22 protein-coding genes are annotated in these 21705 nt (G+C 65.6%); 9 read left to right on the top strand and 13 right to left on the bottom strand.

The annotated features are described in order from the left end of the window. The first annotated feature begins 1057 nt into the window (after positions 1-1057). The 3 genes from ACQR07_RS22800 to ACQR07_RS22790 all read left to right on the top strand — a co-directional run bounded on the left by ACQR07_RS22800 (position 1058) and on the right by ACQR07_RS22790 (position 5547). On the top strand, positions 1058-2596 hold the full coding sequence (locus ACQR07_RS22800; protein ID WP_434904381.1) for a YifB family Mg chelatase-like AAA ATPase: 1539 nt from the start codon (positions 1058-1060) through the stop codon (positions 2594-2596). A 101-nt stretch (positions 2597-2697) separates the two neighbouring features. Beyond that, a complete protein-coding gene (locus ACQR07_RS22795; RefSeq protein WP_434904380.1) occupies positions 2698-3171 on the top strand; it encodes a hypothetical protein in 474 nt (157 codons plus the stop codon). A 135-nt stretch (positions 3172-3306) separates the two neighbouring features. Beyond that, positions 3307-5547 (top strand): ATP-binding protein, encoded by a 2241-nt coding sequence (locus tag ACQR07_RS22790; RefSeq protein WP_434904379.1) that lies wholly within the window; start codon positions 3307-3309, stop codon positions 5545-5547. A gap of 847 nt (positions 5548-6394) precedes the next feature. Here the strand turns inward: ACQR07_RS22790 and coaA are convergent. From coaA to hisB, 7 genes are all read right to left on the bottom strand, one after another. Beyond that, a complete protein-coding gene (gene coaA / locus ACQR07_RS22785; protein ID WP_434904378.1) occupies positions 6395-7351 on the bottom strand; it encodes a type I pantothenate kinase in 957 nt (318 codons plus the stop codon). Between the two features lie 33 nt (positions 7352-7384). Then, on the bottom strand, positions 7385-7708 hold the full coding sequence (locus ACQR07_RS22780) for a phosphoribosyl-ATP diphosphatase (protein ID WP_434904377.1): 324 nt from the start codon (positions 7706-7708) through the stop codon (positions 7385-7387). Positions 7709-7786: 78 nt separating this feature from the next. Next, on the bottom strand, positions 7787-8563 hold the full coding sequence (hisF, locus tag ACQR07_RS22775; protein WP_434904376.1) for an imidazole glycerol phosphate synthase subunit HisF: 777 nt from the start codon (positions 8561-8563) through the stop codon (positions 7787-7789). A gap of 13 nt (positions 8564-8576) precedes the next feature. Next, a complete protein-coding gene (gene hisA, locus ACQR07_RS22770) occupies positions 8577-9311 on the bottom strand; it encodes a 1-(5-phosphoribosyl)-5-[(5-phosphoribosylamino)methylideneamino]imidazole-4-carboxamide isomerase (protein ID WP_434904375.1) in 735 nt (244 codons plus the stop codon). A gap of 60 nt (positions 9312-9371) precedes the next feature. Continuing rightward, positions 9372-10022, bottom strand: coding sequence for an imidazole glycerol phosphate synthase subunit HisH (gene hisH, locus ACQR07_RS22765; protein WP_434904374.1), 651 nt, complete (start codon positions 10020-10022; stop codon positions 9372-9374). Then, complete coding sequence (locus tag ACQR07_RS22760) at positions 10019-10543, bottom strand: DUF2628 domain-containing protein (protein WP_434904373.1); 525 nt, start codon at positions 10541-10543, stop codon at positions 10019-10021. The genes hisH and ACQR07_RS22760 overlap by 4 nt, the downstream gene beginning before the upstream one ends. A 40-nt stretch (positions 10544-10583) precedes the next feature. Next, positions 10584-11177 carry an imidazoleglycerol-phosphate dehydratase HisB gene (hisB, locus tag ACQR07_RS22755; protein WP_434904372.1) on the bottom strand — a complete coding sequence of 198 codons (594 nt, stop codon included), beginning with the start codon at positions 11175-11177 and terminating at the stop codon, positions 10584-10586. A 194-nt stretch (positions 11178-11371) separates the two neighbouring features. On the opposite strand from hisB, the gene hslV reads away from it, so the two are divergent. The 5 genes from hslV to ACQR07_RS22730 all read left to right on the top strand — a co-directional run bounded on the left by hslV (position 11372) and on the right by ACQR07_RS22730 (position 15724). Beyond that, a complete protein-coding gene (gene hslV, locus ACQR07_RS22750) occupies positions 11372-11932 on the top strand; it encodes an ATP-dependent protease subunit HslV (RefSeq protein WP_006612664.1) in 561 nt (186 codons plus the stop codon). Between the two features lie 3 nt (positions 11933-11935). Further along, a complete protein-coding gene (locus tag ACQR07_RS22745; protein ID WP_434904371.1) occupies positions 11936-12535 on the top strand; it encodes a DUF2585 domain-containing protein in 600 nt (199 codons plus the stop codon). A 13-nt stretch (positions 12536-12548) separates the two neighbouring features. Next, positions 12549-13061: a GNAT family N-acetyltransferase gene (locus ACQR07_RS22740; RefSeq protein WP_434904370.1), complete on the top strand. Its 513-nt coding sequence runs from the start codon at positions 12549-12551 to the stop codon at positions 13059-13061. A gap of 5 nt (positions 13062-13066) precedes the next feature. Next, a complete protein-coding gene (hslU, locus tag ACQR07_RS22735) occupies positions 13067-14371 on the top strand; it encodes an ATP-dependent protease ATPase subunit HslU (protein WP_434904369.1) in 1305 nt (434 codons plus the stop codon). Positions 14372-14605: 234 nt separating this feature from the next. Then, positions 14606-15724, top strand: coding sequence for a hypothetical protein (locus tag ACQR07_RS22730; RefSeq protein WP_434904368.1), 1119 nt, complete (start codon positions 14606-14608; stop codon positions 15722-15724). A gap of 3 nt (positions 15725-15727) precedes the next feature. Here ACQR07_RS22730 and ACQR07_RS22725 read toward each other — a convergent pair whose 3' ends face one another. The 3 genes from ACQR07_RS22725 to ACQR07_RS22715 all read right to left on the bottom strand — a co-directional run bounded on the left by ACQR07_RS22725 (position 15728) and on the right by ACQR07_RS22715 (position 18797). Next, positions 15728-16294, bottom strand: coding sequence for a Smr/MutS family protein (locus ACQR07_RS22725; protein ID WP_434904367.1), 567 nt, complete (start codon positions 16292-16294; stop codon positions 15728-15730). A gap of 28 nt (positions 16295-16322) precedes the next feature. Then, positions 16323-17936, bottom strand: coding sequence for a murein transglycosylase A (gene mltA / locus ACQR07_RS22720; protein WP_434904366.1), 1614 nt, complete (start codon positions 17934-17936; stop codon positions 16323-16325). A 156-nt stretch (positions 17937-18092) separates the two neighbouring features. After that, positions 18093-18797, bottom strand: coding sequence for a Tim44/TimA family putative adaptor protein (locus tag ACQR07_RS22715; protein ID WP_434904365.1), 705 nt, complete (start codon positions 18795-18797; stop codon positions 18093-18095). Positions 18798-19185: 388 nt separating this feature from the next. On the opposite strand from ACQR07_RS22715, the gene secB reads away from it, so the two are divergent. Continuing rightward, entirely contained in the window at positions 19186-19671 is a 486-nt protein-coding gene (secB, locus tag ACQR07_RS22710) for a protein-export chaperone SecB (protein ID WP_434904364.1), read from the top strand. Positions 19672-19731: 60 nt separating this feature from the next. Here the strand turns inward: secB and dnaQ are convergent, their stop codons facing one another. Genes dnaQ through ACQR07_RS22695 form a run of 3 tightly spaced genes read right to left on the bottom strand, consistent with a single transcriptional unit; the run spans position 19732 to position 21705 of the window. Continuing rightward, entirely contained in the window at positions 19732-20430 is a 699-nt protein-coding gene (gene dnaQ, locus ACQR07_RS22705; protein ID WP_434904363.1) for a DNA polymerase III subunit epsilon, read from the bottom strand. Between the two features lie 33 nt (positions 20431-20463). Continuing rightward, entirely contained in the window at positions 20464-21063 is a 600-nt protein-coding gene (gene coaE / locus ACQR07_RS22700; protein WP_434904362.1) for a dephospho-CoA kinase, read from the bottom strand. A gap of 33 nt (positions 21064-21096) precedes the next feature. Continuing rightward, on the bottom strand, positions 21097-21705 hold the full coding sequence (locus tag ACQR07_RS22695; protein WP_434904361.1) for a Maf family protein: 609 nt from the start codon (positions 21703-21705) through the stop codon (positions 21097-21099).

Below are 21705 nucleotides of genomic sequence, written 5' to 3'. Positions count from 1 at the left end.
CGCCTACTAACATACGGCCACGTCCAGTCTTTTCCGAGTGGGTGCCTGTTCATTTCATCAGGTAGCGAATGATCCCCTCGGAGACGCAATGCTAGTTGATAGTCGTTCAAAACAAATCTAACCCAAGTTTCTCGGTCTGCTGGGTAGCCGAGAAGACTAGGCAGCCGCTTTAAGCGAAGGCTCACCAATCGACCGAATCTAGGACTTGGAAGCGCTAGGTTCTCGCTCGCTTCGACTGCCGCAAATTCGAAGGGGGGCATAACGTATCTAGGAACTATGTTCAGTACTTCGAACTCAGCCCACTCGCTTGCCCACGCCCTTAACTCATCAAATTCTCTTGCCGCAGTCGGACGGGTAATATCTGGCCACAGTGAGACTAAGATTTCACCGTTCGGCACTAGGCCGTGAGCCGACCAAGCTATCCAGATCCTTGCTTCCTCCGGATACCAAGGTGGATCAAGTATCGCGATCGTCCTTTTCTCAAAGTCCGGCTTAATGATTCCCGGTTCGATCTGCACATGGTTTCTAACCGCGTGAAAGGGTTGACGGTCGACAAGCAAAACATCGCGACCCAGAGACTCCAAATATCTTGCGAGAGATGGCGCGCCGATTGCGAGTACCGAATCGGACGGACGGACGAGCCTCAGAAGAGACCGCACCGTCTCATCCGTATATCGCCAGTCAAAGTCTAGGACATGAGGCTCAGGCAACTCATGTGGAGCTTCTTTCATTAGATGGAACGTTTCTCGCTGCGGATTTTGTTATCATGTTCTCATAGCCCTCCAATTTCGCAATAGGTCATGATCACCTATGTCGGCCCTTAGGCGGTGCGAAAACATTCAAAGCATCGGACGCATCTGCGTTCCCTGAGCCAAGAAAGACTGGCCTTACCTGCTAATCTCGTGAGACCACCCTCTAAGCGCCTTCTCCCAATGGCACGGGTCGAGCCGTCGTACTCTTGCTAAATGCCGGCCACATCTGGCAGCAGTGCGATGTTCATGTATTGTTCTTGCGGCCACGCGCGGTTTCCGTTAGCCTCCTGCATGGGAGGGGCACCATGGTCCAGCGGGTTTCCACCGTCGCCTTCGAGGGGATCGAGGCCCGCGCGGTCGACGTGCAGGTCCAGGTCGCGCCGGGTCTGCCGGCGTTCGCGATCGTCGGCCTGCCGGACAAGGCGGTGTCGGAGGCGCGCGAGCGGGTGCGCTCGGCGCTGATCGCCTCGGGGCTGGCGCTGCCGGCGCGGCGCATCACCGTCAACCTCGCGCCGGCCGACGTGCCCAAGGAAGGCAGCCATTATGACCTGCCGATCGCGCTCGGCCTGATGGCGGCGATCGGTGCGATTCCGCCGGATGCGCTCAGTGGATTCACCGTGCTGGGCGAGCTCGGGCTCGACGGCTCGATTGCCCCGGTGGCCGGCGTGCTGCCGGCCGCGATCGGCGCCAATGCGCGCGAGGAGGGCCTGATCTGCCCGGCGGCCTGCGGCGCGGAAGCGGCGTGGGCCAGCCCGGACCTCGAGATCATCGCGGCGACGTCGCTGATCCAGATCGCCAACCATTTCAAGGGCACGCAGGTGCTGTCGCGGCCGCAGCCGAAGATCCAGGAGGCTCCGGCGAGCCTGCTCGACCTGCGCGATATCAAGGGCCAGGAGAGCGGCAAGCGCGCGCTCGAGATCGCCGCCGCCGGCGGACATCATCTGTTGATGATCGGCTCGCCCGGCGCCGGCAAGTCGATGTTGGCGGCGCGGCTGCCGTCGATCCTGCCGCCGCTGTCGCCGGCCGAGCTGCTGGAGGTGTCGATGATCGCCTCCGTCGCCGGCGAGATCGAAGGCGGCGCGCTGACCAACCGGCGGCCGTTCCGCAGCCCGCATCATTCCGCCAGCATGGCGGCGCTGACCGGCGGCGGCCTGCGCGCCCGTCCCGGCGAGATCTCGCTGGCACATCAGGGCGTGCTGTTTCTCGACGAGCTGCCGGAGTTCGATCCGCGCGTGCTGGATTCGCTGCGCCAGCCGCTGGAGAATGGCGAGGTCTCGATCTCGCGCGCCAACCACCGCGTCACCTACCCGGCCCGCTTCATGCTGGTCGCGGCGATGAATCCGTGCCGCTGCGGCAAGGCGTTCGAGCCCGGCTATGCCTGCAAGCGCGGCCGCATCGACCGCTGCACGTCCGACTACCAGATGCGCATCTCCGGCCCGCTGATGGACCGCATCGATCTGCGCATCGAGGTGCCCGCCGTCACCGCCGCCGACCTGATCCTGCCGCCGGCCAAGGAAGGCTCCGCGGAGGTCGCCGCTCGCGTCGCCGCCGCGCGCGAGCTGCAGCGCGCCCGCTACGCCAAGGCCGGCCTGCCGCACATCCGGACCAACGCCGAGGCCCCGGCCGCCGTGCTCGACGACATCGCCAAGCTCGATGCCCCGGGCCAGAAGCTGCTGCGCGAAGCCGCCGAAACGATGCGGCTCTCGGCGCGCGGCTATCACCGCGTGCTGCGCGTCGCGCGGACCTTGGCCGATCTCGACCATGTCGAGACCATAGGCCGGCTGCACCTCGCCGAGGCACTGTCGTATCGCGCGCTGGCGGAAGACAATCGTCACGCGGCGTGACGACGCCCTCTCCTCAACACTCTGGTAACGACTTCTCTTTACGCTCCGACAACCATAAGGCCCGCGTTTGCGTCATCAGGCCTGTTGTGTCGGTGCGTGTCATGTTGCGTTTCAAGGTGCTCGTTTCGGCCGTGCCGCTGATCGCGGCTGCGGTCGCCGCCAGGCTCGAGCTGGCGCCCTCCCCGCGGCCGTGCATTGCCGCCGGTTCAGACATCGTCTCACTCGGCTCCGCCGCGTCCCACGCCGCCTTCAACGTCGACTTCACCGATGATCCCGCGCTCGCCACGGTGCGCGTGGCGCTGGTCGATGATCCCGAAATAGCCGATTTCGTCGTGATCGACGATGCGCCCGTCCGCGAGGATCAGGGCTGCGGTCTGGGCGGGCCGTCCCGGGTCGTCGCGATCGCCGCCGATCCCGCTGCGCCGCGGATCTATCTCAGCAGTGATCGCGCCGGGGATGACCTTGCCGACTACCGCATCTACGTCCGCTCCAGCCGCACGTCGGTCAGAGAGGCCGCCGCGCTGATCGTCGCCGCCCGCGGCCGCGCCTCATCACTACTTCATCCGGTGCTGTGAGCCGGGCTAACGCCCGGTTCACCATCTCTGCACCGCAGGCGCGCGCGGGCAGACGCTTCAAAGTCTCAGCAATACCGGCCGGCGCATGGTGCGGGCCGGCGATGACACGGGATCGACGACATCAGGGGTGACGGAATGGGACCGATTTTTCGCATCAGGCTGCGCCTGCGCCGGTTCACGCGCCGTCATCAGCTGATCTTCACGATCCTGCGCGCGATGATGATCTTCTCCGCCGGCTTCGGCGGCGCCTATGGCTTCATCAAGGCCAGCCTCTCCGAGAACTCCGGCTACAATCCGCATGCCTTCGCGATCGGCGCCAGCTTCCTGTTCGCACTCGCCTGCGTCGGCCTGGCGACGCTCAGCATGCGGCTGCGCTTCGTCAAGAAGAAGCTGCACAAGATCGCGCTTCACAACGAGGTGCTGGCGGACCGGAACTGGGAGCTGCAGGAGGCCGAGCAGCGCGCGCGCAGCCTGTTCGAGCAGCAGGGCGACCTCATCGTCATGCGCGAGCAGGACGGCACGATCGTGTTCGTCAACGACGCCTATTGCCAGATGGCCGGGCTCGATCGCGAGAACCTCGTCGGCAGCCAATTCGCCTTCGACCTGATCGAACAGGGCGACAGCGCGCTGGAGCCGAGCGGCACGCGCGTCCATGACCAGTGCATCGGCAGCGCCATCGGGCCGCGCTGGATCGCCTGGCGCGAGGCGCTGGTGCGCTCCGATGCGGGACAGCCGGCCGTGCTGCAATGTGTCGGCCGCGACGTCACCGACCGCACCGAGACCGAGCGCGCGCTGGCGGATGCGCGCGACCAGGCCAATGCCGCCAACCGCGCCAAGTCGCGCTTCCTGGCGATGGCCAGCCACGAGATCCGCACGCCGCTGAACGGCATTCTCGGCATGAGCGGTCTGCTGCTGGAGACGCAGCTGACGCCGGAGCAGACGACCTACGCCAAGGCGGTGCGCACGTCCGGTGACGCGCTGATGTCGCTGATCAACGAGCTGCTCGACTATTCCAAGATCGAGGCCGGCAAGCTGGCGCTGGAGGCGCAGCCGTTCTCGCTGACGGCGCTGATCGAGGAGATCACCGAATTGCTGGCGCCTCGCGCCCAAGCCAAGCAGCTGGAGATGGCCGCCTACATGGACGAGCGGTTGCCGACATGGGTGACGGGCGACGCCGCGCGGCTGCGCCAGGTGCTGCTCAACCTTGCCGGCAATGCGATCAAGTTCACCGCGTCCGGCGGCGTGGCGCTGATCGCCGAGCCCGGCATCTGGCCGAACGAGATCAGCTTCCAGGTGCGCGACACCGGGATCGGCATCGCCGCCGATGCCCAGGAGCGCATCTTCCGCGAATTCGAGCAGGCCGACGACAGCGTCGCGCGCAGTTTTGGCGGCACCGGCCTGGGGCTCGCGATCTCCGACCGGATCGTCAAGCGGATGGGCGGACGGATCAATCTGCAGAGCGCGCCCGGTGCCGGCTCGACGTTCGAAGTTTCCGTGCCGCTGCCGGCCGCGCTGGAGCGCGGCGAGCAGAACAGCTTCCGCGGACCGGACCTGACCGGACAGTCAGTGATGCTGATAGCGCCGCCCGGGCTGCAGGCCGAGTTGATCGAGCGCCGGCTGCAGAACTGGGGCGCGCAGACCTGCCTGGTCGCCGATGCCGAGGTCGCCGCGGCGCTGCTGCCGGAGCGCGCGTGGCATGCCGTGCTGATCGATGATGCTGTTGGCAGCGACGTGGCGCTCGGCCTGGGCGCAACGGCGCAGCGACATACGACGCGGCTGATCGTGCTGGTGACGCCGGTGAGCCGCCACGAGCAGATGCCGGCGGCGCCGTTCAACGGCTACCTCGTCAAGCCGCTGCGCGCCGCCTCACTCGCCGCCCGCGTCGGCTTCGACGTCGATGGCACCGCGTCGACCGACATCGACGAGCCCGTCCCGATGGTCGCTCCGCCGATCGCGGCCCGCGCGGGCAGCGGACTGTCGATCCTGGTGGCCGAGGACAACGACATCAACGCGCTGCTGATGCGCTCGCTGCTGACCAAGCTCGGCCATCACGCCGATATCGCCGTGCATGGCGAGGCCGCGCTCGATTCCTGGCTCGCCGCCCGCGCGGCCGGCGCGCCCTACGACCTGATCCTGATGGACGTGCAGATGCCCCGGCTCGACGGCATCGCCGCCGCCAAGCGCATCCGCGCAATGGAGGCCAGCGAGCCCGGCCGCCGCACGCCGATCCTCGCCTTGACGGCCAACGCCCTGGTCGAGGACCGCTACGCCTGCTTCGAAGCCGGCATGGACGGCTTTCTCGTCAAGCCGCTCGACCGCGACAAGCTCGACGAAGCGCTGGCCAATCTGGCAGCGGCCCGGCAGGTGGCCGCTTAGTTGTTCATTAGTTAGGTACGAACGGTCTCACTGCCCCCTCTCCCCGTTCTTCACGGGGAGAGGGTTGGGGTGAGGGGCAGCCACACGGAAAGTGCTGCTTTGTCGGGACGATAATCTTTGTCGACCTATTAGCATGCGCTCGGAGCCGCCGTGCTCGTCCGATAGACTGCTATCCCGGCAGCTTATGTGCCATGCCCCTCACCCGGATTGCTACGCAATCCGACCTCTCCCCGCAAGGGCGGGGAGAGGTTTCAGCGACAGCGCGCAAGATGCGCCGGGCGGCAGAGTGGAGCTGATGAGTAGCGGCACGGGCGGTGCGCCCCCTCTCCCCGTTCTTCACGGGGAGAGGGTCGGGGTGAGGGGCAGCCACACGGGAAGTGCTGCTTTGTCGGGACGGTGATCTTGTCGACCTGTTAGCATGCGCTTGGAGACGCAGTGCCCGTCTGCCCGTCCAATAGACTGCGATCGGGGCCCCTTATGTGCCATGCCCCTCACCCGGATTGCTGCGCAATCCGACCTCTCCCCGCAAAGGGCGGGGAGAGGTTAGAGCTGCGCGAGCAGCGATAGCCGGACAACTCACTACATATGAGAGGCTGCCTCTCTCGCCCCGCGTCATTCCGGGGCATTCGCGCGCAAAATGGCGAAGCCATTTTGAAGCCGCGCGAATGAGCCCGGAATCCATAGCCACCGGCCGTTGCTAGTTGAAGAGGAGCGCTACTGACGTCTCGATCCACATCCGCTGTCGTGGCTATGGATTCCGGGCTCGCGCTTCGCGCGCCCCGGAATGACGGAGAGACCATTCATCCAGCAAAACGGGACGAGAATTCTCTCAGCTCAACGGCCGAGCTCACAACCGTCGCAGCGCCACCGTTTCGATCTCGTGGTCGGCGCCCTTCTTCAGGATCAGGGTTGCGCGCGGGCGGGTCGGCAGGATGTTGTCCTCGAGATTGGCGAGGTTGGTGCGCTCCCAGATCGCGATCGCGGTGGCGACGGCTTCGTCGTCGGAGAGCAGCGCGTAGCGGTTGAAGTAGGACCGCGGATCCTGGAAGGCGGTATCGCGCAGCGACAGGAAGCGCTTCACGTACCATTTGCGCAGCACCGCCTCCTCGGCGTCGATGTAGACCGAGAAGTCGAAGAAGTCGGAGACAACGGGAACAGCCTTGCCGTCACGCGGCAGCGGTCCGGTCTGCAGCACGTTGACGCCCTCGACGATCAGGATGTCCGGCTGATCGACCACGGCCCACTGGTTGGGGACGATGTCGTAGCTGAGATGCGAGTACACGGGCGCACGCACCTGATGGCGGCCGGCCTTGATGTCGGAGAGAAAGCCGAGCAGGCGTGCCTTGTCGTAGCTCTCCGGAAAGCCCTTCTTCTGCATCAGGCCTTGACGTTCGAGCACGGCGTTCGGAAACAGAAAACCGTCGGTGGTGATGAGATCGACCTTCGGCCGTGGCGACCAGCGCGTCAGCAGCGCCTGCAGCACGCGCGCGGTGGTCGACTTGCCGACCGACACCGAGCCGGCGACGCCGATGATGTAGGGCATCTTGCGGTCGCGGATGCCGAGGAATTGGCGCTGCGCGTAGTACAGCCGCTGCGCCGCATCGACATACATCGACAGCAACCGCGACAGCGGCAGATAGATGTCCTCGACCTCCTGCAAGTCGAGACGGTCGTGCATCGAGCGCAGCTTGGAGAACTCGCCGGGCTCGAGCGTCATCGGCGTGTCGTTGCGCAGCTCGGACCATTGCTGGCGGGTGAAGACGCGGTACGGATTATATTGCTGTTCGCTGGTGCGCATATCCATGACGCTGCCCTTCGTTTCCCCCGCCGACGCGCCCTACTCCGTCTTGCGCGACGCCTTTTCTTCCAGACCCGATTGACCGGTCCGCTTGCCGAGCGCCGCCTCGACCTCGTCGAGCCGGATGTCCCGGGACTTCAACAGCACCAACAGATGAAACAGCAGATCGGCACTTTCCGAGATCAGATGCGCGCGGTCGGTGCCGACGGCGGCGATGACGGTTTCGACCGCCTCCTCGCCCATTTTCTTGGCGCATTGCGCCGGACCCTTGTCGAGCAGCTTGCGCGTATACGACGCCTCGCCGCCCGCCGCGGCACGCGCGTCGATGATGGCAGCGAGATCGTGGATCGTGAAGCGGGACATCAGCCAGTTCTCGGAACGCAGGTCCGCCCCGGGGAGGCCGGACCAGCGTTCATCTAACATTTTTGCGGCGCAATGTCGTCAGGGATCGAGCCGCATCGGCAGCCCCTGGCGCACCATGTACTCCTTGGCCTCCCGGATGGTAAATTCCCCGAAATGGAAGATCGAGGCCGCCAGGACCGCGGTCGCCCGGCCCTGCCGGATGCCCTCGACCAGGTGGTCCAAATTACCGACGCCGCCGGAGGCGATCACCGGGACCGGCACGCTGTCGGCCACGGCACGGGTCAGCGGCAGGTCGAAACCCTGGCGTGTGCCGTCGCGGTCCATCGAGGTCAGCAGGATCTCGCCGGCGCCGAGCGCGACGACCTCCTGGGCGTATTCCAGGGCATCGATGCCGGTCGACTTGCGGCCGCCATGGGTGAAGATCTCCCAGCGCGAGCCGCCGCCGGGACGGGCGACCGACTTGGCGTCGATCGCCACCACGATGCACTGCTCGCCGAACTTCTCGGCCGCTTCCTTGACGAACTCGCGTCGGCTCACTGCGGCCGAATTGATCGAGACCTTATCGGCGCCCGAGCGCAGCAGCGTCTTGATGTCATCGATGGTGCGCACGCCGCCGCCGACCGTGACCGGCATAAAGCAGGCCTCCGCCGTGCGCCGGACGACATCGAGCATGATGCCGCGGTTCTCATGGGTCGCGGTGATGTCGAGGAAGCAGAGCTCGTCGGCGCCTGCGGCGTCGTAGGCGATCGCGGCTTCGACGGGATCACCGGCGTCGCGCAAATTGACGAAGTTGACGCCCTTGACGACCCGTCCGTCCTTGACGTCGAGGCAGGGAATGACGCGGACCTTGAACATCGTGTTCTCTCCCCTACCCGCGCGCCGCGCGGATCAGCGCCAAGGCTTCGACCGGATCGAGCCGCCCGTCATAGAGCGCGCGGCCGGCGATGGCGCCTTCGAGCTTCTTCGCCCGCGGAGTCAGCATCGCCTTCACGTCATCGATCGAAGCGAGCCCGCCGGAGGCGATGACGGGAATCGAGATCGCATCGCCGAGCGCGATCGTGGCATCGAGATTGAGGCCCTTGAGCAGGCCGTCGCGGGCGATGTCCGTGAAGATGATCGCGGCGACGCCGGCGTCCTCGAACCGCTTGGCGATGTCGAGCGCGGTGACTTCCGACGTTTCCGCCCAGCCTTCGACGGCGACCTTGCCGTCGCGGGCATCGAGGCCGACGGCGACGCGGCCGGGAAACGCTTTCGCGGCAGTCTTCACCAGCCCGGGATCACGCACCGCGGCGGTGCCGATGATGACACGGGTGATGCCCTTGTTGAGCCAGGCCTCGACCGTCGCGAGATCGCGGATGCCGCCACCGAGCTGCACCGGCATCTTGACGACTTTCAGCATCGCTTCGACGGCGTCAGCATTCATCGGCTTGCCGGCGAAGGCGCCATCGAGATCGACGACGTGGAGATACTCAAAGCCCTGGTCGGCGAAGCTCTTGGCCTGGGCGGCGGGATCCAGGTTGAACACGGTGGCGCGGGCCATGTCGCCCTGCTCCAGACGTACGCATTGGCCGTTCTTCAGATCGATGGCGGGAAACAGGATCATATCAGTTGTCTTTCAAGAGCGCGCCCTGCCCGCCTCTGCCGGCGAACAGGACGATGGCGCTCACGGCTTCCACTTCAGGAAGTTGGAGATCAAGGCGAGACCGAACCGCTGGCTCTTCTCGGGATGGAATTGCGTGCCGATGGCGGTGTCCTTGCCGACGATGGCGGTGATCGGCCCGCCGTAGTCGGCGCGCGCCAGCACCTCGTTCTCGTTGACCGCGTTCAAGTGATAGGAGTGCACGAAATAGGCGTGCAGACCCTTCGGCCCGAGCGGCAGCTTCTCCAGCACCGGATGCTCCTGGAGAACATCGAGCGTGTTCCAGCCCATGTGCGGGATCTTCAGGCTGTCGTCGCGGGGCGTGATCTTCTCGACATCACCGGAGACCCAGTCGAAGCCGTCGGTCGTGACATGCTCCTTGCCGCGCGTTGCCATCAGCTGCATGCCGACGCAGATGCCGAAGAACGGCCGCGCCTTGTGGCGCACGGCTTCGGTCATTGCTTCCAGCATGCCGTCGACGGCATCGAGCCCCCGGCGGCAATCGGCGAAGGCGCCGACACCCGGCAGCACGATGCGGTCGGCGCGATACACCGTGTCGGGATCGCGCGTGACCAATACCTTCTGCGGATCCTCCATGCCGCGCGCGGCACGCTCGAAGGCTTTCGCGGCGGAATGCAGATTGCCGGAGCCGTAATCGATGATGGCAACGCTCATCGTCCACCTCCGGGTTCAGGGAACAAGCCAATGATGCTGGCGTGGGGCAAAGGCGGCGGCCGCTGGCCATCGCCATTGTCACGGGTCGGCGGCGCGGCGCCGCGATCGACGGTGTTGTTGTCGTAGCCGAGATCGCTGCGCCTCGCCGCCCAGCGCTCGAAGAAGCGGCGCTCGGCGGCGTCGAGATCGTCGGCGACGACGACGTCGAGCTGGCGCCAATTGCCGCGCGAATAGCTCCAGCGCTTGAGGCTGGAGGCTTCCAATCCGAGCAGGATCGCAAGCAGCAGATCGACGCCGGTGATCGCGCCGCCGCTGACGCCGACGCGCACCAGAATCACGTCGAGCGCGATCATCAGAACGATCCAGCCGAGCATCGCCAGCCACAGCCGGTGCCAGGCCAGCCAGACCGCGCCGAGAATGGCTGCCCAGAGATGGAAGCCGTCGCGGATGAACACGAAGCGATCCGTCGAACGCAGATCGGCCCCGGCGGCGAGGGGAGCGTGAACGGTATAGACGGGCATGTCGAATATCCCTTGAACTAGGGAGTTTGGAGGAGAGAGGTCAGCCGCCGAGCTGCCCCTTGGTGGATGGCACCTCGCCCTTGTTGCGCGGATCGATCGCGAGCGCAGCGCGCAACGCCCGCGCCAGACCCTTGAAGCAGGATTCAGCGATATGATGGGCGTTCTCGCCGTACAGCGTCTCGACGTGCAGGGTGATGCCGGCGTTCATGGCGAACGCATTGAACCATTCGCGCACCAGCTCGGTGTCGAACTCGCCGATCTTGTCGCGGGCAAACGTCGTGCGGAACACCAGCATCGGCCGGCCGGACACGTCGATGACCACGCGCGTCAGCGTCTCGTCCATCGGCATGTGGATCGAGGCGTAGCGGGTGATGCCGGCCATGTCGCCGAGCGCCTGGCGCACGGCCTGGCCGAGCGCGATGCCGACGTCCTCGGTGGTGTGGTGGAAGTCGATATGCAGGTCGCCGACCGCCTTGACGGTCATGTCGATGCGGGAATGCCGGGCGAGCAGATCCAGCATGTGATCGAAGAAGCCGATACCGGTCGCGATGTTGACGACGCCGGTGCCGTCGAGGTTGACGGACACCTCGATGTCGGTCTCTTTGGTCTTGCGCTTGATGGTCGCGCTACGCATGGGGTCAGCTTCCCTTGAAAACGCGGCCCTTTTATCAGGCGGATGACACCTTAGCTACTGCGGGATGACGCCCTCGGGGCCTGATCTCGGGCCATGGTGAGCAGATTTCAAGGCCCGGAGGGGCAGGGCAGGGACCTGGTAATTGTTTCCCCCGGCCCGAGCGCCTAAATGAGGCCGACAACCAGGGACCACCCATGCACGCATCCTCGCACGAGCCCACCGTCTGGCACGGCACCACGATCCTGACCGTCCGCAAGGGGGGCAGGGTGGTCGTGGGCGGCGACGGCCAGGTCTCGATCGGCCAGACCGTGATCAAGTCGAACGCCCGCAAGGTGCGCAAGCTCGGCAAGGGCGACGTGATCGGCGGCTTCGCCGGCGCCACGGCGGATGCCTTCACCCTGTTCGAGCGGCTGGAGAGCAAGCTGGAGCAGTATCCGGGGCAGCTGACCCGGGCGGCCGTCGAGCTCGCCAAGGACTGGCGCACCGACCGCTATCTGCGCCGGCTCGAGGCGATGATGATCGTCGCCGACAAGGAGGTCTCGCTGGTGCTGACCGGCACCGGTGACGTGCTGGAGCCGGAGGCGGGCGTGATGGCGATCGGCTCGGGCGGCAATTATGCGCTGGCCGCGGCGCGCGCCCTGATCGACACCGACAAGGACGCCGAGAGCATCGTGCGCAAGTCGCTCGATATCGCCGCCGACATCTGCGTCTACACCAACCGCAACATCACCATCGAAGCGCTGTCGGCCGAGTAGACGATGGCGGCGAGCGAGATCGGCGTCCCGTCCCGACGATCGTCCGGGCTTTGGCTCGGGCTGGCGCTCGCGCTGCTGGCGTCGCAGGCTGCGATCCTGTTCGGCATGGGCCGGCTGCCGATCTGCGCCTGCGGCACCGTCAAGCTGTGGCATGGCGTGGTGCAGAGTTCGGAGAACTCGCAGCATCTCACCGACTGGTACACGTTCTCGCACATCATCCACGGCTTCCTGTTCTATGCGCTGACGGCGCTGCTGGTGCCGCGGCTGCCGTGGCAGGGGCGGCTGATCATCGCGATGCTGATCGAGGGCGCCTGGGAGCTGGTCGAGAATTCCAGCTTCATCATCGAGCGCTACCGCGCCGCGACGATCTCGCTCGACTATTTCGGCGACAGCATCGTCAACTCGGTCGGCGACACCGCGGCGATGATGACCGGCTTCCTGCTGGCGCGGGTGCTGCCGGTGTGGCTGACCGTGCTGATCGCGGTCGTGTTCGAGATCGGGGTGGGCCTGCACATCCGCGACAACCTGACCCTCAACATCCTGATGCTGGTCTATCCGACCGAGGCGATCCGGCACTGGCAGGCCGGGCCGCCGCTGCTGTGAGGGCAGGGGCCGGATGATCATCGGCTTTCGTCTCATGACCGAAGGCGACCTGCCCGCGATCCGCGACTGGCTGAGCCAGCCCCATGTTCGCGAATGGTGGGGCGATCCGAACGAGCAATATGCGCTGATCGACGGCGACCGCGACGAGCCGGCGATGGACCAGTATATCATTCTGATCGACAACGAGCCGTCCGGCTATCTGCAGTGCTACGCCCTGACCGCATGGAACGAGGGTTTTGGTCCGCAGCCGGAGGGCACCCGCGGGATCGACTTGCTCGTCGCGGGAGAGGACCACGTGGGACGCGACTATGGCCCGCGCGCGATCACTGCGTTTTGTGATCTGATGTTTCAGCGCGGCGTCCCGCGCATGGTTACCGATCCGTCGCCGGCCAATGTCCGCGCCATCGGCGCCTACGAAAAGGCGGGATTCAGGCGGGAGCGGCCGATCGAGACACCGGACGGCCGTGCGCTCCTGATGTCCTGTGCGCCCGGCGACTTGCCTCGCCGCCCATCCGAGCCTAGCTAGAGCCCATGACCGACTTTTCCCCCCGCGAAATCGTCTCCGAACTCGACCGCTTCATCGTCGGCCAGGCTGACGCCAAGCGCGCCGTCTCCATCGCGCTCCGCAATCGCTGGCGCCGGCTGCAACTCGACGCCGGCCTGCGTGAGGAGGTGCTGCCGAAGAACATCCTGATGATCGGTCCGACCGGCGTCGGTAAGACCGAGATCGCGCGGCGGCTGGCCAAGCTCGCGGGCGCGCCGTTCCTCAAAGTGGAGGCGACCAAGTTCACCGAGGTCGGCTATGTCGGCCGCGACGTCGAGCAGATCATCCGCGACCTCGTCGAGGTCGCGATTCACCAGGTGCGCGAGCGCAAGCGCAAGGACGTCGCCGCGCGCGCCCAGCTCGCCGCCGAGGAGCGCGTGCTCGATGCGCTGGTCGGCGCCAACTCCAGCGCCGCGACCCGCGACTCGTTCCGCCGCAAGCTGCGCGCCGGCGAGCTGAACGACAAGGAAATCGAGATCGAGACGCAGTCGTCCGGTGGCGGCATGCCGATGTTCGAGATCCCGGGCATGCCGGGCGCGCAGATGGGCGCGATCTCGATTGGCGACATCTTTGGCAAGCTGGGCGGCCGCACCAAGACGCGACGCGTCACGGTGGAAGCCTCGCACGACCTCTTGATTGCCGAGGAATCCGACAAGCTGCTCGATAGCGACCAGCTGGTGCTTGAGGCGATCAGCGTCGTCGAGAACAACGGCATCGTGTTCCTCGACGAGATCGACAAGATCTGCGTGCGCGAGAACCGCGCTGGCGGCGACGTGTCGCGCGAGGGCGTGCAGCGCGACCTCTTGCCATTGATCGAAGGCACGACGGTCTCGACCAAGCACGGCGCCGTCAAGACCGACCACATTCTCTTCATCGCGTCCGGCGCGTTCCACATCGCCAAGCCATCGGACCTCCTGCCGGAGCTGCAGGGACGTCTGCCGATCCGCGTCGAGCTGCAGGCGCTGACGCGCGACGACATGCGCCGCATCCTGACCGAGCCGGAGGCGTCGCTGATCAAGCAATATGTCGCGCTGATGCAGACCGAGGGCGTGACGCTCGACATCACCGACGACGCGATCGATGCGCTCGCCGACATCGCCGTGGCGGTGAACTCCACGGTCGAAAACATCGGCGCGCGCCGGCTGCAGACGGTGATGGAGCGCGTGCTCGACGACATCTCTTTCAACGCCTCCGACCGCTCCGGCGAAACCATGCGCGTCGACGCCGCCTACGTGCAACAGCACATCGGCGACCTTGCCAAGAACGCGGATCTGAGCCGGTTCATTTTGTAGCTGCTCGACGTATCGACAAGCGCTCGGGTTAACCACCGCTCAAGCGACTTATTCCGCTGTCGTCCCCGCGAACGCGGGGACCCATAACCACCAACGCTGATTGTAGTTGAAGATGGCGGCTCCAGCCTTGCCTCACCACGAACGGCGGTGGCTATGGGTCCCGGCTCAAGGCCGGGACGACACTGGTGGGTTTGGCGAGGACCTCGTATCTCCCTGCCACTGCTCGGCTTTAGCATGACCGGCGTGTCCAGCAGGCACTGGCGCCTGATGCTCGCCGTCAACGCCGCCGTGATGCTCGGCGTGTTCGCGTACAAGCTCACTCTGCCGCCTTACATCCCCTACATCCACCTGCTGGTCGATTATCATTTCGGCTTCATCAAGCGGGCGCTGATCGGGGCGATGGTCGGGCTGTTCGCGGCGAAGGTGCCGGTGTGGCTGGTGTTCGCGCTCGCCGGCAGCGTCTGGCTGATCACCTTCGTCCTGTTCCTACAGCTGTTCCGCCGAACCTTCGGCCTCGACCGTACGCAGCTGCCGCTGCTCGTCTTCACCGCCGGCTCGCCGTTCGTGTTCAAGAACTTCCTGTTCACGCTTGGCCATTTCGACATCTATGGCTGCCTCGGCGCGATCATCCTGCTGCTGGTGCCGGCCGGCTCAATCGCCTACGTCCTGCTCGCGGCGCTCATCTCGGCCGTGCTGGTGCTGATCCACCACATCCATCTCTTGATGTACGTGCCGACCATCGCCGCCATCGTCGTGCTGCGCTACTACTTGCCACGCTCGACCACGCGCCTGGATATCACGGTCGGCGCCAGCGCGCTGCTCGGCCTCGGCGTGCTGTTCCTCGCCGCGCAGTTCCTCGGCACCATGCCGTTGCCGGAGGCTGACTTCGTGTCCTACTTGCGCACGCGCATGGTCGATCCGGCCCGCACCGAGCTGCTGCAGTTCGCCTATGTCTGGTACCAGCCGCTGGCGAAGGAGGTGCAGGACACCTGGGCTCGATTGCCGTCGAACCTGCTCGGCGTCCCGGTCTATGCCTTGCTGCTCTGGCTGCATGCGCCGCTGTGGCGCACGTTCCGGGATCTCATCGCCGCGCTCGAGCCGCGTCATCGTCACATCTTCATCGCCGCGCTGCTCGTGATCAGCCTCGCCTATCTCATCATGTTCGCGATGGTGTTCGACTATTCCCGGTGGATGTCGAGCTGGGTGGTCTGCATGGTGCTGATGCTGCACGCGGTGAAGACGCTGCCGGCAACGAAGGTCACGGCCGCGATCGATGGCGACGATCGCAAGACCACGATCCTGGCCTGGATCGTCACGGTCATTCCGCGCGTCGGCATCATCCGCCCGTTCTGATGCTCAGCCGCGTGGCCGCCGGATCCGGACATAGAGCGCGCCGGCGCCGCCATGGCCGACATTGGCCTCCTCGAAGCCTACGATCAGCGCGCGGAATTCCGGCAGGCTCAGCCAATGCGGCACCTGCCGCCGGAGCACGCCGCGTTCGGGATCGGCGCCGACGGTGCCCTTGCCGGTGATGACCAGCACGAAGGTCAGGCCGTCATGCTGGGCGCGATGCAGGAAGTGATGCAGCGCCTGATGCGCCCGGCTCTGGGTCATGCCGTGCAGATCGAGCCGGGCGTCGATCTCGCTGCGGCCGCGCGACAATCTCGAGCGCTCCTTACGGCCGAGCGAGACCAACGGTGGGATCGCCGGCTTGGGAACGACGAGTGGCGCGACCGGACGCGGCGTCGTCATCGGCTTGTCCGGCTGCGGCTCCGCGGTCACCATCGGCGGATGCGGCCGAACCGGGCGCGGCATCTTGCGCAACGGCTTGATCTGGCGCGCGACCGTCTCCCACAGCGTACGCTCGTCCTCGGACAGGCCGCGCTTGCGACGGCCGCGCGGCGGTTCAGGATCTTCAGACATGATCTTCAGGCATGGAGACGGCTTGTCATCAGCGGTGACGGGTGCGTCTGCCATAACGCAATCGGCGCAGATTGCGATCACTTTCGAGCCGCGGCCGCGCTTCGGGCAGTGGCACGGGGGGCGCCACCACGTTCTGCGCCACCGTGGTCGCGGCGCTCGTACCGGTGGTCGGGGCAGGGGCCTTCGTGTCCTTGGCAGCAACGGCCGCAGCGGTGCTGGCCTGGTCCTGAGCTTTGGGTAGATCCTTGACGGCGTCCTTCGCAGCGTCCGTCGGCGGCAGCTGCGGAAACAGCTTTGCGATCTTTTCTGACGGACGCGCGTCCGGCAGCGGCATCTTGCGGCCGCGTGCGACCGGGTCGAGGCTGCGCGGCACCAGCATCACGAACTGGATGCTGTGCTTGAGCCGGCCGGACACCTTGCCCGCCTCGTGGCCTGCACCGAAATAGAGATCGGCGCGGGCAGGGCCGACGATGGCCGATCCCGTGTCCTGGGCGATCATCAGCCGGTGAAACGGATTCTTGGTCTTTTCCGAGTCGATCGGCAACTCGCCGGTGATGAAGAACGGCGTGCCGTAGACGTGCAGCGACTTGTCGACCGCGATCGAGCGGCCAGGAGTCAGCGGAATGCCCTGGGCGCCGACCGCCTCGTCCTTCTCCGACAGCTGCACCTCGCGGAAGAAGATGTAGGAGCGGTTCATCCGGCGCAGGTCGTCGGCGCCATTCGGATTCTGCTCCATCCACTCGCGGATGCGCTGCATCGACATCTGCTCGCGCGGGATGATGCCGCGCTCGATCAGGATGCGGCCGACCGGCGTATAGGGATGGCCGTTGTAGGCATCGTAGTTGATCCGCACCGTGGAGCCGTCGTCGAGGCTGATGCGCGCCGAGCCCTGGATCTGCGCAAACAGCAAGTCGGTCTGATTTCTCAGCCACGCGATCTCCAGCCCGCGGCCCTCAATGGCACCATCCTCGATCTCGGCGCGGTCGTAGTAGGGCACCAGCTTGCGCCGGCCGATCTTGCGATACACCGGACCCTTGTTGGGCAGGCTCGTCGCGTCCTGCTTGAAGCCGCGGACGAACAGGTTCGAGGGACGGCGGTAGACCGGAACGTTGTAGACCTCGTTCTGCGTCCGCGACCCTTCGATGATAGGCTCGTAGTAGCCGGTGACGAAGCCGTCGGCATCGCCGAGCTTGGAGATCTTGAGCGGCTCGAAATGCCGTTCGAAGAACGTGCGCGCCGCCGCATTGTCGGCGAGATCGGCAGCGCGCGCATCGCGGCAGGGATCGCGCAGAGAATCGCCGAGCGCCTTGTCCTCGGCGGCGCCGTCGGGCTTCGCCGCGATCGGCTTGCAGCTCGCGCGGAACGTCCTGTAGGCCGCAAGCTGATCGTCATCGTTCCAGCCGGGCACCTCGCTCCACTGCAGCGGCGCATATTGGCTGTTGGCGATTTCGAGCGGCCAGTCGAGCTGAGGGTAGGGCAGGTGGCGCACCGGCGCGGCTGATGTGGGCGAGCGATGGCGGGCCCGCACGGCCTCGGCCGCATAAGGCGCGAGCGCCACGGCCGCGACGCTCAGGGCGAGCGCCGGCGTCCAGTATCTGAGGCTACGGGCGGTGAATCCCCGCTTCCAGATTTCGCGAACCATGCCTGCGCACCATCAAAGGACCAATCAACGCGAAGCTCGGAAAAAACAGGACTAAACAATCGCCGCCGCGTCGGTCTCCCCTCAGTCAGGTCCGTTGACGTGCCGATCGCAATTGTTGCGATCATTCGACACCGACATCGCCGGTGTCATTCCAGCTCAGTGGCTGCCGGTTCCCACAAGCTTCCAGTTCGGATCGCGCGAACCGGTCTCGCGCGCGAAGGTCCAGATGTCGGTGATATCGGCGACCTTGTCCGGATTGCCGTCGACGATGTTGCCCATCTTGTCGCGGGTCACGGAGATCATCTGCGAGACGAACCGCACCGTCAGTTGCGCCGTGCGATCGCGCACATCGGCGCCGACCAGCTCGGCGGTATCGATCGAGACGAACCGCGTCTCGGTCTTCTGCTCGTTCTTCTCGCGATCCTTGATGACGGACTCGAAGCTGTCATAGACCTCGGACGAGAGCAGGTCGCGCAAGGCGCGGCGATCGCCATTGGCGAAGGCCAGCACGATCATCTCATAGGCGCTGCGGGCGCCGGTCAGGAAATGGCGCGGGTCGAACGAGGAATCCTGCCCCACGACCGCGTCGAGTCCACGCGCCAGCGGCGTGCCCGGCTCGGCCAGGCCCCGCCAGCGATCACTCGTAACGCCGATGTCGGTGCCCCCGCCGGGCCCTCCTGCATCCACCGACGCTCCGGGAACCGGCATCACGCGGTTGTCGGGAGCCCCTTGCACCGTGTTGCGGGCGGCCCGATCGAACGGGGTCCTCTCGTCGCCCGTCCGTTGCCCGAGCACGGCGCGCAGGCGCACGAAGATGAAGACCGCCAATGCCAGGAAGATGATGGTATAAATATCAAACACGTCGTTTCGCTTTCTGACTTCGTCGGGCCGGCTGGCGGCTGGACCCGTCCTGCGGACGCCCGTGTTACAGGATCCTGGTTAAGACCCGTGAACGCTGGCTTTGACCGGATGTAGTCATCGAATTGGGCCCGGCCAATGGCACATTGTGGCACAGCGATCCTAACCCGTTTCCCTGCCAAGGGGAAATCGGATCGCCGGTGTTTCGATCCCTGCCAACGCCAGACCGAGCTGCCGAACGCTTCATGCGACAAATGGTGGCACAGCAGGCCGGGACAAGCTTGATTGGCGGCCAATAAGGCCCGCTGGCGGCTCGTCCTTGTGGAACAAGCCGGCCCTATGGTAGCCACGCGCCGCAACGACCCGCTTTTTGTGCCAGGAGAACACTTCGATGACCAACGGTAACGGCGCCAATCCCGAGGCGGCCCCTCCTCCCCAGCTGAACGTACTGGCGCAATACATCAAGGATCTCTCGTTTGAGAATCCGAATGCTCCGCAGTCTCTCGCGCCGCAAGGTCAGCCGCCGCAGATCAACATACAGATCAATGTCGGCGCCAACGCCCTGGCGGAGACTGAATATGAGGTGACGCTGACGATCGAGGGCAAGGCTGAGAGCGGCAGCCAGGTCATGTTCAGCTTCGATCTGGTCTATGGCGGCGTGTTCCGGCTGGTCAACGTTCCCCAGGAGCACCTGTCGCCGATGCTGCTGATCGAGTGCCCGCGGCTGTTGTTCCCGTTTGCCCGCGAGATCGTTGCCAATTCGGTCCGCGATGGCGGCTTCCCGCCCCTGATGCTCGACCCGGTCGACTTCGTCAGCCTGTACCGCCAGAACATGGAGCGTCAGGCCGCGCAAGCCGGTCAGATCCGGCCGAGCTGATTCCGTTCAGTTTTCATTAGCCATGATTGACGGTCGTGGTCCGCAGCCTCGAAGCGCGGATCACGTGCCGGCCAGGAATTCCATCCAGATCGGCTTGTCGCCCAAGGTGGCGATGAAGGCGCGATGCGCCTCCCGTTCCGCCTCGGTGACGCGCGGGGCCAAGGGAACATCGCGCTGGCGGCGCGGCGTGTCGCCAGCCCCGCCAATGCGGATCTCCTGCGTGTCCTGGGTCAGGATCAGCTGCGACTGGCGGGCACCGACCAGGTCGACATAGACCTCGGCCAGGAGTTCGGCGTCGAGCAGCGCGCCGTGCTTGGTCCGGCGCGAATTGTCGATCGCATAGCGCGAGCAGAGATCGTCGAGCCTGTTCGACACACCCGGATGTTTCCGGCGCGCCAGCAGCAGCGTATCAACCAGACGATCGCGCGGGATAGCCGCCCGCTTGACGCGGTCGAGCTCGGCATTGATGAAGCCGATGTCGAACGAGGCGTTGTGGATCACCAGCGGCGCATCGCCGATGAACGCCATGAAGTCCTCGACCACCTCGTGGAACAGCGGCTTGTCGGCGAGGAATTCTGACGACAGGCCGTGGACCGCGAATGCCTCGGCGGGCATGTCGCGTTCTGGATTGATGTAGCGGTGAAAGACTTGGCCGGTCGGCATGCGGTTGATGATCTCGACGCAACCGATCTCGACCAGGCGATCGCCCCGGAGGGCGTCGAGGCCGGTGGTTTCGGTGTCGAGCACGATCTCACGCATGGGTCCGTCCGCAGGTCCTGCCGCGCCGTCGAATCAGGCGCGACGCCGCGGCATCTTAACGACCTCGTCCAGAATGTCGCGGATGCGGGCGCGCACCGGGTCAAGCCCGTGCGAGGTATCCACGATGAAATCCGCTCGCGCGCGTTTTTCGGCGTCGGGCATCTGCCGCGCCAGCAGCGCATCCAGCGCCTCTTCCGTCATCGTGCCGCGCGCCAGGATGCGCTGACGCTGGATCTCGGGCGAGGTCGAGACGACAACGACCGCATCGACGCGCTTGTCACCACCGGTCTCGAACAGCAGCGGGACGTCGACGACGGCGACCGGCACGCCGGACTGCTCGGCATCGTCGAGAAACTTCTGATGATAGGAGCGCAGCATCGGATGGACGATCGCTTCGAGACGACGGATCGCCGCGGGATCCCCGACCACCTTCGCCGACAGTTTGGGGCGGTCGACCTTGCCGTCGACAGTGGTTCCTGGGAACGCGGCTTCGATGGCCGGAGCCGCCTCACCACTATAGACGTGATGGACCGTGGCGTCGGCATCGTAGACGGGGACGCCAGCTTCGGCGAACAGCTTCGCCGTCGTCGACTTTCCCATTCCCATCGAGCCGGTCAGCCCCAGCACTCTCATCCGCGTTCGCTCCCCAGTGATCCCGACGCGGTCCTAGAACCTGAGCAGCCGTGCTTCACGCAAATAGGCCAGCAGCGGAAGCAAGGGCAGGCCGAGTATTGTGAAATGATCGCCATCGATGCGGTCGAACAGATGCACGCCGAGGCCTTCGAGCTGATAGGCACCGACGCTCGACATCACCGCCGGGCCGGCCGTGTCGAGATAGCAGGCAACGTCGCTCTCGGTGAGCGTCCGCATCGTCATCCAGGCCACGGCGACATGCGAAAACAGCACCTCGCCGTTGCGCACCACTGCAATCGCCGAATGCAGCGCATGGGTCCGCCCGGCCAGGGCCAACAGCTGGTGCATGGCCTGCTGACGCCCCGCCGGCTTGTTGAACATGCGTTCGCCGAGCGCCAGCGTCTGGTCCGCGCCGATCACGTAGGAGCCAGGCTTGACCGCCGAGACCGCCTGCGCCTTGGCCGTGGCCAGATGCAGCGCAATCTCATAGGGAGCAACCAGTCCTGCCTCGGCTTGAATCGCCCGCTCGTCGATATCGGCCGCGAGGGCCTCGCAAGCGAGGCCGGCATTCTCGAGCAGCATGCGCCGGGCTCGACTCTGCGAGGCCAGAACCAGCGGCTCGTCACCACACCATAAGGTCAT

The sequence above is a fragment of the Bradyrhizobium sp. HKCCYLS20291 genome, assembly GCF_051167715.1.
Taxonomy (GTDB): domain Bacteria; phylum Pseudomonadota; class Alphaproteobacteria; order Rhizobiales; family Xanthobacteraceae; genus Bradyrhizobium.
Note: the sequence above shows the minus strand (reverse complement) of the source record. Positions and strands in the feature narration are given on the sequence as shown.

Excerpts from the sequence above, each read along its gene's own strand:
- ACQR07_RS22745 (WP_434904371.1), top strand. The coding sequence starts at position 11,936 with ATGGCGGCGAGCGAGATCGGCGTCCCGTCCCGACGATCGTCCGGGCTT.
- hisB (WP_434904372.1), bottom strand. The coding sequence starts at position 11,177 with ATGCGTAGCGCGACCATCAAGCGCAAGACCAAAGAGACCGACATCGAG.
- mltA (WP_434904366.1), bottom strand. The coding sequence starts at position 17,936 with ATGGTTCGCGAAATCTGGAAGCGGGGATTCACCGCCCGTAGCCTCAGA.
- dnaQ (WP_434904363.1), bottom strand. The coding sequence starts at position 20,430 with ATGCGTGAGATCGTGCTCGACACCGAAACCACCGGCCTCGACGCCCTC.
- coaE (WP_434904362.1), bottom strand. The coding sequence starts at position 21,063 with ATGAGAGTGCTGGGGCTGACCGGCTCGATGGGAATGGGAAAGTCGACG.
- hslV (WP_006612664.1), top strand. The coding sequence starts at position 11,372 with ATGCACGCATCCTCGCACGAGCCCACCGTCTGGCACGGCACCACGATC.
- ACQR07_RS22795 (WP_434904380.1), top strand. The coding sequence starts at position 2,698 with ATGTTGCGTTTCAAGGTGCTCGTTTCGGCCGTGCCGCTGATCGCGGCT.
- ACQR07_RS22725 (WP_434904367.1), bottom strand. The coding sequence starts at position 16,294 with ATGTCTGAAGATCCTGAACCGCCGCGCGGCCGTCGCAAGCGCGGCCTG.
- coaA (WP_434904378.1), bottom strand. The coding sequence starts at position 7,351 with ATGGATATGCGCACCAGCGAACAGCAATATAATCCGTACCGCGTCTTC.
- ACQR07_RS22800 (WP_434904381.1), top strand. The coding sequence starts at position 1,058 with ATGGTCCAGCGGGTTTCCACCGTCGCCTTCGAGGGGATCGAGGCCCGC.
- ACQR07_RS22730 (WP_434904368.1), top strand. The coding sequence starts at position 14,606 with ATGACCGGCGTGTCCAGCAGGCACTGGCGCCTGATGCTCGCCGTCAAC.
- ACQR07_RS22695 (WP_434904361.1), bottom strand. The coding sequence starts at position 21,705 with ATGACCTTATGGTGTGGTGACGAGCCGCTGGTTCTGGCCTCGCAGAGT.
- secB (WP_434904364.1), top strand. The coding sequence starts at position 19,186 with ATGACCAACGGTAACGGCGCCAATCCCGAGGCGGCCCCTCCTCCCCAG.
- hisF (WP_434904376.1), bottom strand. The coding sequence starts at position 8,563 with ATGTTCAAGGTCCGCGTCATTCCCTGCCTCGACGTCAAGGACGGACGG.
- ACQR07_RS22760 (WP_434904373.1), bottom strand. The coding sequence starts at position 10,543 with ATGCCCGTCTATACCGTTCACGCTCCCCTCGCCGCCGGGGCCGATCTG.
- hslU (WP_434904369.1), top strand. The coding sequence starts at position 13,067 with ATGACCGACTTTTCCCCCCGCGAAATCGTCTCCGAACTCGACCGCTTC.
- hisA (WP_434904375.1), bottom strand. The coding sequence starts at position 9,311 with ATGATCCTGTTTCCCGCCATCGATCTGAAGAACGGCCAATGCGTACGT.
- ACQR07_RS22780 (WP_434904377.1), bottom strand. The coding sequence starts at position 7,708 with ATGTCCCGCTTCACGATCCACGATCTCGCTGCCATCATCGACGCGCGT.
- ACQR07_RS22790 (WP_434904379.1), top strand. The coding sequence starts at position 3,307 with ATGGGACCGATTTTTCGCATCAGGCTGCGCCTGCGCCGGTTCACGCGC.
- ACQR07_RS22740 (WP_434904370.1), top strand. The coding sequence starts at position 12,549 with ATGATCATCGGCTTTCGTCTCATGACCGAAGGCGACCTGCCCGCGATC.
- hisH (WP_434904374.1), bottom strand. The coding sequence starts at position 10,022 with ATGAGCGTTGCCATCATCGATTACGGCTCCGGCAATCTGCATTCCGCC.